This is a genomic window from Bacteroides sp. AM07-18 (assembly GCF_003602695.1).
GTDB classification, from domain to species: Bacteria; Bacteroidota; Bacteroidia; order Bacteroidales; family Bacteroidaceae; genus Bacteroides; species Bacteroides uniformis.
On sequence record NZ_QTLM01000006.1, the window covers coordinates 197,720 to 210,716 of the forward strand.

Here is a 12,997-nt window from a genome sequence, read left to right on the forward strand (position 1 = left end):
AAAAAATTTGAATATGAATAAAAATATAAGCAATAGTAACTCATCTCCCCTCCCTACGGGGGAGGGGCAGGGGGTGAGGCTTGAAGCCATCCACTCCGTTTATTTCGTCGGTGCCGGCGGCATCGGCATGAGCGCTCTGATACGCTATTTCCTCTCTAAAGGAAAGACAGTAGCGGGCTACGACCGTACGTCGAGCGAACTGACAGAACGTCTGATTACGGAAGGAGCACAGATACACTACGAAGAGGATATCAACCTTATTCCGGAGGAGTGCAAAGACAAGGCAAGCACGCTCGTGGTCTATACCCCCGCCGTGCCGCAAGAGCATGCAGAACTGACCTATTTCCGTGAAAACGGTTTCGACATACATAAGCGCTCCCAAGTATTAGGCATTATAACCCGCAGCAGCAAAGGCCTGTGCGTGGCAGGTACGCATGGCAAGACTACCACCAGCACCATGGCTGCCCACCTGCTGCACCAGTCACACGTGGGCTGCATCGCCTTCCTCGGAGGTATTTCGAAGAACTACGGTACGAATCTGCTGCTTTCCGCCACCAGCCCTTATACCGTTATCGAAGCGGATGAGTTCGACCGCTCCTTCCACTGGCTATCGCCCTGGATGAGTGTCATTACTGCCACCGACCCCGACCACCTGGATATATACGGCACCAAAGAAGCCTATCTCGAAAGCTTCCGCCACTACACCACGCTTATCCAGCCGGGCGGCGCCCTGATTCTGCACAAAGGACTGGAAATGCAAGCCGACGTACAACCGGGCGTCACCACCTATACCTACTCGCGCAACGAAGGCGACTTCCATGCCGAGAATATCCGCATCGGAAACGGTGAAATCTTCATCGACTTCGTGGCGCCTGACACCCGCATCAACGATATTCAGTTGGGGGTTCCCGTCAGTATCAACATCGAGAATGGTGTTGCCGCCATGGCACTCGCCCATCTCAGCGGTGCCACCGACGAAGAAATCAAGCAAGGCATGGCAAGCTTCCGCGGAGTGGACCGCCGCTTCGACTTCAAGCTGAAGAACGACCGGATTGTATTCCTCAGCGATTACGCCCACCACCCTGCCGAAATAGCCCAAAGCGTGAAGTCCGTCCGCGAGTTGTACCAAGACAAGAAGATAACCGTCATCTTCCAGCCCCACTTGTACACCCGTACTCGCGACTTCTATCGTGACTTTGCAGACAGCCTTTCCCTATCCGACGAGGTGATTCTGACAGAGATATACCCTGCCCGCGAGCAACCGATTCCCGGCGTGACGAGTCAGCTGATTTATGACAACCTCCGCCCCGGCATCGAGAAATGCATCTGTAGGAAAGAAGACGTCCTCAGCCTCCTCGCCCAAAAGCACACCGAAGTATTGGTAGTGCTGGGAGCCGGAGACCTGGACAACTATGCGCCCCAAATCACCCAACTATTATCAGAAAAATATCATGGTTAAAAGGATTCTACTTTCTATCGTTCTGTTGCTTGTCATTGCTTACCTGGTAGTGGCTGTCACAGCTTTCAACCGCAAGCCCACCTCGCAGGTGTGCCAAGACGTGGAACTGGTGATAAAAGACACGGTATATGCCGGCTTCATCACGAAGAAGGAAGTAGCTACCCTGCTGGAAAAGAAAGGCATCAGCCCCATTGGGAAAGACCTGGAACGCGTGCGTACCAAGACCTTGGAGCGCGAACTTGCCAAGCATCCCCTCATCGACCAGGTGGAGTGCTACAAAACCCCGAGCGGCAAGCTCTGCATCGAAGTGACCCAGCGCACCCCCATCCTGCGCGTGATGAGCGCCAACGGCGAAAACTACTATCTGGACAACAAAGGTACCGTGATGCCCCCCGATGCAAAGTGCGTTGCACACCTCGCCGTTGTAACCGGAAATGTAGAAAAGTCGTTTGCCATGAGGGATTTATATAAGTTTGGTGTATTTTTGCAAAAGAATTCTTTTTGGAATGCACAGATAGAGCAAATTCACGTATTGCCCGGCAAGAACATCGAGTTAGTGCCCCGTGTCGGCGACCATCTTATCTATTTAGGCAAGATTGCCGGATTCGAGAAGAAGCTGAAACGTGTAAAGGCATTCTACGAAAGAGGATTGAACCAGGTGGGTTGGAACAAATACTCCCGTATCAGCGTTGAATTTGATAATCAAATCATCTGCACAAAGAGAGAGTAGAGAAAGGGATTTACTAATAGTCCTTCTTTATCAAAGCGCAGCAAATAGTAAATTGTAAATAGTAAAATAGTAAATAAATAGATATGGCAACAACAGATTTCATCGCCGCTATCGAGTTGAGTTCTTCCAAGATTTCCGGTATCGCAGGAAAGAAGAGCAGTGACGGAAGTATCCAGGTGTTGGCTTATGCACGCGAAGATGCATCCCCGTTTATACACAAAGGGGCCATCTACAACATTGACAAGGCCGCACAAGCGCTGACTTCCATCATCAACAAGCTGGAAGGCCAGTTGAACAACTCCATCGCCAAAGTATATGTAGGCATCGGCGGACAATCATTGCGCACGGTGAGGAATGCGGTAAGCCGTACGCTGGAGGAAGAGAGCATCATTTCGCAAGAACTGGTAGACGAGATTTGCGACGAGAACCGTGATGTACCCTTGGTAGACATGAGTGTGCTGGATGTAGCCCCGCAAGAATACAAGATAGACAACACGCTGCATGTGGAGCCCGTAGGAGTTGCCGGAAGATACATCACCGGGCAGTTCCTCAACATCGTGGCGCGTGCCTCGCTGAAGAAGAACCTCGAACACAGTTTCGAGCAAGCCAAAGTGGAAATTGCCGACGACCTGCTCGTGGCTCCCACTGCGTTGGCCAAAGCCGTGCTGACCGAAAACGAGATGCGTTCGGGCTGTGCACTGGTGGACTTCGGTGCCGACACCACCACCGTGCTGGTCTATAAGAACAATATCCTGCGCTACCTCAGCGTACTGCCGCTGGGTGGAAACAACATTACCCACGACATCACTTCCCTGCAAATGGAAGAGGAAGATGCCGAGAAGCTGAAACTGCAATACGGTGATGCCCTCTACGAGGAGGAAGAAGACGCCGAGACCCCTGCCGTATGCACGTCGGAAGACGGCCGTACCTTTGAACTGGCCCTGCTGAACAATATTATCGGAGCACGTGCAGAAGAAATTCTTGCCAACGTATGGAACCAGTTGCAACTTTCCGGCTACGAGGACAAACTTTTCTCCGGTGTTGTATTCACCGGTGGAGGAGCCAATCTGAAGAATCTTGAGAAAGCCTTCCATAGAGTGAGCAAGATTGAAAAGGTAAAGACCGCCAAGTTCGTACAGACCACCGTCCACACACGCAGCGACGAGCCCAAGAAGGACGGCATGCACAACACACTGCTGGGCCTGCTGGCTGCCGGCAACGAGAATTGCTGCCTGCAAGAGGTGAAGCCGGTGCAGCAGCCTGCCTCCAATGTTCCTCCCAAACCGGTCGACATATTCGTTGACGACGAAGCGCTGAAAGAGCAGGAAGCCGCCGCACGCGCCGCCAAGGCACAGCGCGAGAAGGAAGAGAAAGAACGCAAGGAGCGTGAGCGCAAAGAAAGGGAGCTGCGCGAAAAGGAAGAAAAGAAGAAGAAAAAGAAAGAAGGCCCCAGCTGGTTCGAAAAGACTTTCAACAAGCTTTCCAACGAAATCTTCTCGGACGACGATATGAAGTAATAATGTGATAATGTGCCAGAAAATTAAGTTATTATGGAAGATATAGTACAATTCGATTTCCCGACCGATTCACCGAAAATCATTAAAGTAATCGGTGTAGGCGGAGGTGGCGGCAATGCCGTGAACCATATGTACCGGGAAGGTATACACGACGTGACGTTCGTACTGTGCAACACAGACAACCAAGCGTTGAAGGACTCTCCCGTGCCCGTGAAGTTACAGCTTGGAAAAGAAGGCCTGGGAGCCGGAAACCGCCCTGCCCGTGCCCGCAAGGCAGCAGAAGAGAGCATCGAAGACATCAAGAATATGCTGAACGACGGCACCAAGATGGTATTCATCACTGCCGGAATGGGCGGTGGTACCGGTACGGGTGCCGCACCCATCATTGCACAAACCGCCAAGGAAATGGACATCCTGACCATCGGCATCGTCACCATCCCTTTCCGCTGGGAGGGTGACAAGAAGATAGACCAGGCACTGGATGGCGTAGAGGAAATCAGCAAGCACGTAGATGCCCTGCTGGTCATCAACAATGAAAAGCTGAGCGAGATATACAGCGAGCTATCCGTGGACGACGCGTTTGACAAGGCCGACGACACCCTTTCGGTAGCCGCCAAGAGTATTGCCGAAATCATCACCCTGCATGGAAAGGTGAACCTCGACTTCAACGACGTGAAAACAGTGCTGAAGGACGGCGGCGTAGCCATCATGAGTACCGGCTACGGCGAAGGTGACAACCGTGTCAGCGAAGCCATCAAGAACGCGCAGCACTCGCCGTTGCTGAACAACAACGACATCTTCAACTCCAAGAAAGTACTCCTCAACATCTCTTACAGTGCACAATACAAGCTGATGATGAGCGAGATGGACGAGGTGAAGGAGTTCATGAACCGTTTCAGCCGCGACTTCGAAACCAAATTCGGTATGGCCATTGACGACAAGCTGGAACAGAAAGTGAAAATCACCCTGCTTGCCACTGGTTTCGGTATCCAGGACATCCACATGAAGGAGATGGACGACCGCATCACCCAGCGCACCGCCGAAGAACAGCAACGCCTTGCCGAGCTGGAGGAGGAAGAGGAACAGAGACGCAACCGCCGCGAAGTGTACTATGGCAAGGATGCCAATGCCCGTTCCCAGCGCAGCCGCCGTCGCCATATCTATCTCTTCAATCCCGAAGACATGGACAACGCCGACATCATCAGCATGGTAGAGAATTCTCCGACCTATCTGCGTGACAAAAGCACGCTGAACAGCATCAAGATGAAGGCAGAGCAGGAAGGGCAGCTCGCCACCGAAGCCGCGCAAGAGGCAGAAGGCGGTGCAGGGGGAGTCATCACCTTCTGATTTTTCCGTTCCCGATATGTAAAACCATCCTCCTCCCCTTCGGGGGAACAGGAGTAAACCTATAACAATATGGATTTATTTGAAAAAGTCAGCGAAGACATTAAAACAGCCATGAAAGCCAAAGACAAAGTGGCTCTCGAAACATTGAGAAACGTAAAGAAAGTATTCCTTGAAGCCAAAACCGCTCCCGGAGCCAACGATACCCTGAGCGATGCAGATGCTTTGAAGATTATCCAAAAACTGACCAAGCAAGGCAAAGACGCCGCTGAAATCTATGTACAGCAAGGTCGCCAGGACTTGGCAGACGATGAGCTGGCACAAGTAAAGGTGCTTGAAACCTATCTGCCCAAGCAGATGAGCGCCGAAGAACTGGAGGCAGCCTTGAAGGAAATCATAGCCGAAGTCGGCGCCACCAGCGGCAAGGACATGGGCAAGGTGATGGGTGTAGCCAGCAAGAAACTTGCCGGACTTGCCGAAGGCCGCGCCATCTCAGCCAAAGTAAAAGAGTTGCTGGGATAAAGAAATACACTTCCCCTATCATATAAGCCGTGCTTCAACAGAGGGACTCAGCGTCCAAAGTCTGTTGAACACGGCTTTTTACATACCAATCCATATCCTCCCCCACAAGAGATTATACGCTATCTATCAACGCATTATATTTACCGACCGTTTACCATAAGATGTAAAAGCCGTTACCTAATGATGTAACGACGGTTACCCTATATTGAAACGGTCGTTACCCTATATTGTAACGACCGTTACAGCTTATCGTAACGACCCTTACAGCAGTAAGTAAAACTCCCTACTCCTATAATAAAGGCAGCGCACACTTATTGGGCCGTTACATCGACGATAATCAATCAAAAAGCTCCTTCAATACCTCAAGTGATTTCAATACCGGGAAATCCGGCAGATGCAGACGATAATATTCATTCATAATGTTCAGGCAGCGGGTACGCTCCAACCGGTTCATGGTGAAAAGATGCATCGTTTCATAATTCATGCGCATCAACTGTGTCAGGCGGGCCGCCTCCTCGGGAGCGATGTAATTGGAATGGAGCTGCGGACGCAAGGGAGTGAAACAAGCATTCTGCAAATCGAAGTAATCTCCGGCATGATAATCCTCCAGGTTGGGATACAAACCGAGAAAACGGGAAAGGCGCATCAGGAAGACCAGATGGAAATTGGCAAACCCCTCCCTGCATTCATCCAGCCAGACGATGGAATGATACAGATAGGCAAACAGCGGACGGTTCTCTGCCTCCTCCCGGACGGCGCGATAAAGGAATTCCGAAAGAAACAAAGCGATGGCAGATTTGTAGGGATCGTAGGGAAGCGTGGCGAAAGGATAAAGGGACTTCGCCTCCTTCACCTTATATATAGTGGCATTAGGACGGAAATCGGCTTCAAGTTCCACCAATGCCAGCGGCTGGAAGAGTACCGGCTTCACCGCCGCCTTGCGCGAACGGGGTATGGACACCATGAAGGAAGCCCTGCCAGCCACCTCCGTATAGATGTCTGCAATGAGAGATGTATCCTTATATTTCAAGGTATGCAGTACAATTCCCAGTGTTTTCTGTAACATTCCCGATTTCTTTATCTGGTTTCAATCTGATAACAAAGCTACAAAAAAAGCCCGAAAGAAGAGAAACAAAAGGAGAAGAATAAAAAAATAAGGTAAGGAGTGTAAAAAAATAAAAGCACATACCACACTGATTTTCAGCAGATAAAACTCCACCCTAAGACAAAAAGCGACAAAAAGCTATATTTTTTTCTTGCGAATGTTTTGGTAATTCAAAAATAGTTTCTACCTTTGCATCCGCAAACGAGAAATAAAGGCTCTTTGCAAGAGCGGAAACGCTCACCAAAGGATGGCCCGTTCGTCTATCGGTTAGGACGCAAGATTTTCATTCTTGAAAGGGGGGTTCGATTCCCCCACGGGCTACAAAATAAAAAAATAAACGAATTAAAAAAGATTAGTCGAGATGGCAAATCATAAATCATCACTGAAGAGAATCAGACAAGAAGAAACAAGAAGACTTCACAACAGATATTATGGCAAGACCATGAGAAACGCTGTTCGTAAGCTTCGTGCTACTACAGACAAAGCTGCAGCAACAGCAATGTATCCGGGTATCACAAAACTGTTGGATAAATTGGCTAAGACTAATGTAATCCACAAGAACAAGGCTAACAACCTGAAGTCAAAATTGGCTATCTATATCAACAAGCTGGCTTAAGTTGACTGTTACACAAAAGATATTACAAGGCTGGACTTTTTAGTCCGGCCTTTCTCATTTATACCTCTCTATTTACCTGCTTCCACACAAGTTTCTTTTCTGTGCTAAAAAGCTGTAAACTACCCGAATTTATCCGTTTGTTTAGCACCATATCCCGAGGATTTTCACTATATTTGCTCTGTTATTACAATAAGGAAAAAAGATTATGACTGAAGAACAGATTCACTCCAATAACGGGAGCTATTCTGCCGAAAACATCCAGGTACTGGAAGGTTTGGAAGCAGTGAGAAAGCGTCCCGCGATGTATATTGGCGACATTAGCAGCAAAGGACTTCACCACCTGGTGTACGAGGTTGTGGACAACTCCATCGACGAGGCACTTGCCGGCTATTGCGACCACATCGAAGTCACCATTAACGAGGACAACTCCATCACCGTACAAGACAACGGACGTGGTATCCCGGTAGACTATCACGAAAAGGAAAAGAAATCCGCACTGGAAGTTGTAATGACCGTACTGCATGCCGGAGGTAAGTTCGACAAAGGTTCCTACAAGGTATCGGGAGGTCTGCATGGTGTAGGTGTATCTTGCGTAAACGCCTTGTCTACACACATGACTACCCAGGTTTTCCGTAACGGAAAAATCTATCAGCAGGAATATTCCTGCGGACATCCGCTCTACTCCGTCAAGGAAGTGGGCACAACAGACATTACCGGTACACGCCAGCAGTTCTGGCCGGACGATACCATCTTTACGGAAACAGTCTACAACTATGATATTCTTGCCACCCGCATGCGCGAGTTGGCTTACCTGAACGCAGGCATCAAGATTTCACTGACCGACCTTCGCGTAAAGGACGAAGAGGGAAATGCCAAGAAGGAAATCTTCTACTCGGAAGAAGGCCTGAAGGAGTTTGTGCGCTACGTGGACTCCTCACGCGAGCACTTCATGAACGATGTAATCTACATCAACACCGAGAAGCAAGGCACACCGGTGGAAGTAGCCATCATGTACAACACTTCTTATAACGAAAATGTACACTCTTACGTAAACAACATCAATACCATTGAAGGGGGTACCCACTTGGCAGGTTTCCGCCGTGCACTGACCCGTACATTGAAAAAATACGCCGAAGACAACAAGATGCTGGAGAAAGCCAAGGTAGAGATTGCAGGCGACGACTTCCGCGAAGGATTAACTGCCGTTATCTCCATCAAGGTGGCAGAGCCTCAGTTCGAAGGACAGACCAAGACAAAGCTGGGTAACAACGAAGTGATGGGTGCCGTAGACCAGGCTGTGGGCGAAGCCCTCACCTACTACTTGGAGGAACACCCGAAGGAAGCCAAGCTGATTGTAGACAAGGTGATTCTTGCCGCCCAGGCACGTATCGCCGCACGTAAGGCACGCGAATCCGTACAACGCAAATCGCCGATGTCCGGCGGTGGCATGCCCGGTAAGTTGGCCGACTGCTCCAGCAAGGACCCGGAAGAATGCGAATTGTTCCTCGTCGAGGGTGACTCGGCAGGCGGTTCAGCAAAGCAAGGCCGTAACCGTGCGTTCCAAGCTATCCTGCCGCTTCGCGGTAAGATTCTGAATGTGGAAAAGGCCATGTGGCACAAGGCATTCGAGAGCGACGAAGTAAACAATATCATCCAGGCGCTGGGCATCCGTTTCGGCGTGGACGGTGAAGACAGCAAAGAAGCGAACATTGACAAGCTGCGCTACAAGAAGATTATCATCATGACCGATGCCGACGTCGATGGTTCTCACATCGACACGCTAATTATGACGCTTTTCTTCCGCTACTTCCCGCAAGTTATCCAGCAGGGTTGCTTGTACATCGCCACTCCTCCCCTTTACCTTTGCACCAAAGGCAAGGCGAAAGAGTATTGCTGGACAGACCAGCAGCGCCAGAAGTTCATCGACACTTACGGCGGCGGTTCGGAAAACGCAGTACACACCCAACGCTACAAAGGTTTGGGTGAAATGAACCCGGAACAGTTGTGGGAAACCACCATGAATCCGGAAAACCGCATGCTGAAGCAGGTGCATCTTGAAAATGCAGCCGAAGCCGACTATATCTTCTCCATGCTGATGGGCGAAGACGTGGGCCCTCGCCGCGATTTCATCGAAAAGAATGCAACGTATGCAAATATTGACGCTTAATTAATTTAATAACCAACCTCACATCTTACAACGAGGAAGCCCCGGACGGGCAGGATAATCCTGCTGACCGGGGCTTTTCCTTTATTCCTCTTCTCTTCCAAAGAAGAGACCCGTCTCCATACAGAAGAACTATAGGATTCCTTGTTTTTTCATCTCTTCCACTACCAATTCCAACTCTGCATACCAGTCCTCACCAAACTTACGGATAAGCGGTTCTTTCAGGAACTTGTACACGGGCAGATTTTCCTTTTGTCCCAACAACATAGCGGCTTTGCAGACATCCCAACGATGATAGTTCACTGCCTTATAGAGTCCGTAGTTCCCCACCCTTATCGGATAGAGATGACAGGATATGGGTTTGTAGAAGTTGGTCCTACCCTCACGGTAAGCCTTTTCGATGGCACAATAGCAACAGCCTTTATCATCATAGCAGGTAAAGACGCAATCCTTGTTGTTTACAATAGAAGTCACCAGGTCACCTTCACAATCGGTATAGACCACACCTTGCTCCTCTATCACGGTGCGGGCTTCGGGAGAAAGCTCGTCCCAAATCAGCGGAAGCACCTCTTCCAGTTTCTCCACCTCGTCCAGCTCTACGGGAGCACCGGCATCGCCCTCAATGCAGCAAATCCCCTGGCAGGCACCCAAGTCACACAAGAACTTCTCGCGCAAGACATCGAAAGAAACCACAACATCACCAATCTGTATCATAATCGTTCTATTGAAAAAAGACGCGGATTATCCGGATTGCACAGACTCAACTTTAAGAGCATCCGTGGAATCCGTATAATCCGCGTCTAAATATTGTTACGGCTTTGACGCCTTACTTAATCAAATCCTTACCAGTCATTTCGGCCGGCTGCTCCATACCCAAGATATGCAGGATAGAAGGAGCTACGTCAGCCAATACACCGTTCTCAACCTTGGCGTCCTTGTTTGCAGTAACGTAAACGAAAGGAACGGGGTTCAGAGAGTGGGCAGTATTCGGAGTACCATCCTCATTCAGAGCATGGTCGGCATTACCGTGGTCGGCGATGATGATTACTTCATAATCGTTTGCCTTGGCAGCCTCAACGGTGTCTTTCACACATTCGTCGATGGCTTTCACTGCCTTCTCGATAGCTTCGTAGATACCGGTATGTCCCACCATATCACCATTGGCGTAGTTCACCACGATGAAATCGAACTTCTGGGTCTTGATAGCTTCAACCAACTTGTCCTTCACCTCGTACGCACTCATTTCAGGCTTCAAGTCGTAAGTGGCAACCTTCGGAGAAGGAACCAGGATGCGCTCTTCAGCATCGTAGGGAGTCTCGCGGCCACCGTTGAAGAAGAAAGTCACGTGTGCATACTTCTCTGTTTCGGCAATGTGCAGCTGGGTCTTGCCATTGGCAGCAAGATATTCGCCCAATGTGTTCTGTACATTCTCCTTATCAAAAAGGATATGTACACCCTTGAAGCTGGCGTCATACGGAGTCATGCAGTAGAACTGCAGGCCCGGAATGGTTTGCATGCCTTGTTCGGGCATATCTTGCTGGGTGAGGACAACGGTCAATTCCTTGGCACGGTCGTTACGGTAGTTGAAGAAGATTACAACATCACCTTCCTTGATGGTACCGTCGAAGCCACCGTTCACAATCGGCTTGATGAATTCATCCGTAACGCCTTCGTCGTAGGACTCCTGCATAGCCTGGACCATATCCGTAGCGACCTTCCCTTCACCGTTTACCAACAAATCGTAGGCAACCTTCACACGCTCCCAACGTTTGTCACGGTCCATGGCATAGAAACGTCCCACGATGGAAGCAATCTTGCCGGCAGACTTCTCACAATGGGCAGTCAGCTGCTCAATGAAGCCTTTACCGCTCTTCGGGTCGGTATCACGACCGTCCATAAAGCAGTGGATGAAGGTATTCTCGATGCCGTATTCCTTGGAAATATCGCAGAGTTTGAACAAATGGTCAAAAGAGCTGTGCACGCCACCGTTGCTGGTCAGTCCCATAAAGTGGATATTCTTGCCGTTTTCCTTTGCATATGAGAAAGCAGAAACAATTTCCTTGTTCTTCAGGATGCTGCCATCGGCACAAGCACGGTTAATCTTCACCAAATCCTGGTAAACAATGCGTCCGGCACCGATATTGAGGTGACCTACTTCAGAATTACCCATCTGTCCGTCGGGCAAACCAACGTTTTCACCGCTTGCCTGAAGCTCGGAATGCGGATAAGCTGCCAACAGACTGTCCCAATACGGAGTAGGTGTATTGAAAATCACATCATCTTTGCCTTGATCGCCGATGCCCCAGCCATCAAGAATCATTAAAAGGGCTTTCTTACTCATAATATTAATCGAATTTAATTGTATAATCTTTTTGTATGATACAAACGTTCTTTATAGTAGGAACCTGTTTTTGCGCTGCAAAGGTACAAAAAACAGCTGTTAAAGCGTACTGTTTCAAATGATTTATGTACTTTTGCCACGCTTAAAAAATAAAAAACAAGAAATATGGACGATTCAAACCCACGAACGTGCAATAGTATTCACCAATAAAACGAACGGAGACGTTGACTGCAATGCCTCTGTTCCAACCTGAAAGGAGGCAAACAATGAGAAAGTATCTCTACAGTGAAAACGGCTTCACTGAAAAGGCCGAATGGCAACCCAACTGCTGGGTCAACGTAGAATGCCCGGACAACGATGATTTCAAATTCCTTACCGAAGAGCTGAAAGTTCCCGAATCATTCTTGGAAGACATAGCCGACGTGGACGAGCGCCCGCGTACGGAAACAGAAGACAACTGGCTGCTGACCATCCTCCGCATCCCGATGCAGAGCAACCAACGCGGCGTGCCGTTCATCACCGTGCCCATCGGCATTATCACCAATGACGGAATCATCGTTTCTGTCTGCTATCACCACACGGAGCTGATACCGGACTTCATCCAGCACACACGCCGGAAGAACATAGTCGTCAACAATAAACTGGATTTGATTCTGCGAATCATCTACTCTTCCGCCGTCTGGTTCCTGAAGTATCTGAAACAGATAAACAACGACGTGGCCACCGCCGAAAAAGAGCTGGAGAAAAGCATCCGCAACGAAGACCTCCTGCAACTGATGAAGCTGCAGAAGACGCTGGTCTACTTCAACACTTCCATCCGTGGCAATGAAGTGATGATAGGACGGCTGAAAAACATCTTTCAGGACACCAATTATCTGGATTTGGAATTATTGGAAGACGTGGTCATCGAGTTGAAGCAGGCATACAATACCGTAAACATCTACAGTGATATCCTGACGGGAACCATGGATGCCTTCGCCTCCATCATCTCCAACAATGTGAATGCCATCATGAAACGTATGACAAGCCTCAGCATTACACTGATGATTCCCACGTTGATAGCCAGTTTCTACGGCATGAATGTGGACATCCACCTGGAGAGTTTTCCGCACGCGTTTATTTTCATCATACTTTTGTCGGCAATATTATCAGCAGTGACATTCGTATGGTTCAGAAGGATTAAGTGGTTCTAAACAGCA

11 protein-coding genes and 1 tRNA gene are annotated in these 12,997 nt (G+C 49.2%); 9 read left to right on the top strand and 3 right to left on the bottom strand.

The window, feature by feature from the left end; all coding sequences use genetic code 11:
- Positions 1-13: 13 nt before the first annotated feature.
- The 5 genes from murC (at position 14) to DW096_RS10545 (ending at position 5,572) form a co-directional block, all read left to right on the top strand.
- A complete protein-coding gene (gene murC / locus DW096_RS10525) occupies positions 14-1,459 on the top strand; it encodes a UDP-N-acetylmuramate--L-alanine ligase (protein ID WP_055288254.1) in 1,446 nt (481 codons plus the stop codon).
- Positions 1,452-2,189, top strand: a complete 738-nt coding sequence (locus DW096_RS10530) for a cell division protein FtsQ/DivIB (protein ID WP_005830403.1) — start codon at positions 1,452-1,454, stop codon at positions 2,187-2,189. The genes murC and DW096_RS10530 overlap by 8 nt, the downstream gene beginning before the upstream one ends.
- An 83-nt stretch (positions 2,190-2,272) precedes the next feature.
- On the top strand, positions 2,273-3,706 hold the full coding sequence (gene ftsA, locus DW096_RS10535; protein WP_008662688.1) for a cell division protein FtsA: 1,434 nt from the start codon (positions 2,273-2,275) through the stop codon (positions 3,704-3,706).
- 33 nt (positions 3,707-3,739) lie between these two features.
- Positions 3,740-5,053 carry a cell division protein FtsZ gene (gene ftsZ / locus DW096_RS10540; protein ID WP_005830408.1) on the top strand — a complete coding sequence of 438 codons (1,314 nt, stop codon included), beginning with the start codon at positions 3,740-3,742 and terminating at the stop codon, positions 5,051-5,053.
- Between the two features lie 69 nt (positions 5,054-5,122).
- The gene (locus tag DW096_RS10545) at positions 5,123-5,572 is read left to right on the top strand and encodes a GatB/YqeY domain-containing protein (protein WP_005830410.1); all 450 of its coding nucleotides are present in this window, start codon (positions 5,123-5,125) and stop codon (positions 5,570-5,572) included.
- Positions 5,573-5,909: 337 nt separating this feature from the next.
- Here the strand turns inward: DW096_RS10545 and recO are convergent, their stop codons facing one another.
- The gene (recO, locus tag DW096_RS10550; RefSeq protein WP_087332315.1) at positions 5,910-6,638 is read right to left on the bottom strand and encodes a DNA repair protein RecO; all 729 of its coding nucleotides are present in this window, start codon (positions 6,636-6,638) and stop codon (positions 5,910-5,912) included.
- A 288-nt stretch (positions 6,639-6,926) separates the two neighbouring features.
- Between recO and DW096_RS10555 the strand changes: the two genes are divergently transcribed.
- From DW096_RS10555 to gyrB, 3 genes are all read left to right on the top strand, one after another.
- Positions 6,927-6,998, top strand: a tRNA-Glu gene (locus tag DW096_RS10555).
- A 40-nt stretch (positions 6,999-7,038) separates the two neighbouring features.
- Complete coding sequence (gene rpsT, locus DW096_RS10560) at positions 7,039-7,293, top strand: 30S ribosomal protein S20 (protein ID WP_005830420.1); 255 nt, start codon at positions 7,039-7,041, stop codon at positions 7,291-7,293.
- A 205-nt stretch (positions 7,294-7,498) separates the two neighbouring features.
- Positions 7,499-9,460 (top strand): DNA topoisomerase (ATP-hydrolyzing) subunit B, encoded by a 1,962-nt coding sequence (gene gyrB, locus DW096_RS10565; protein ID WP_005830422.1) that lies wholly within the window; start codon positions 7,499-7,501, stop codon positions 9,458-9,460.
- A 129-nt stretch (positions 9,461-9,589) separates the two neighbouring features.
- Here the strand turns inward: gyrB and DW096_RS10570 are convergent, their stop codons facing one another.
- The gene (locus tag DW096_RS10570) at positions 9,590-10,171 is read right to left on the bottom strand and encodes a DUF3109 family protein (protein ID WP_008662683.1); all 582 of its coding nucleotides are present in this window, start codon (positions 10,169-10,171) and stop codon (positions 9,590-9,592) included.
- A gap of 112 nt (positions 10,172-10,283) precedes the next feature.
- Positions 10,284-11,798 carry a 2,3-bisphosphoglycerate-independent phosphoglycerate mutase gene (gene gpmI / locus DW096_RS10575; RefSeq protein WP_005830427.1) on the bottom strand — a complete coding sequence of 505 codons (1,515 nt, stop codon included), beginning with the start codon at positions 11,796-11,798 and terminating at the stop codon, positions 10,284-10,286.
- 266 nt (positions 11,799-12,064) lie between these two features.
- On the opposite strand from gpmI, the gene DW096_RS10580 reads away from it, so the two are divergent.
- Positions 12,065-12,991 carry a magnesium transporter CorA family protein gene (locus DW096_RS10580; RefSeq protein ID WP_005834540.1) on the top strand — a complete coding sequence of 309 codons (927 nt, stop codon included), beginning with the start codon at positions 12,065-12,067 and terminating at the stop codon, positions 12,989-12,991.
- Positions 12,992-12,997 lie beyond the last annotated feature (6 nt).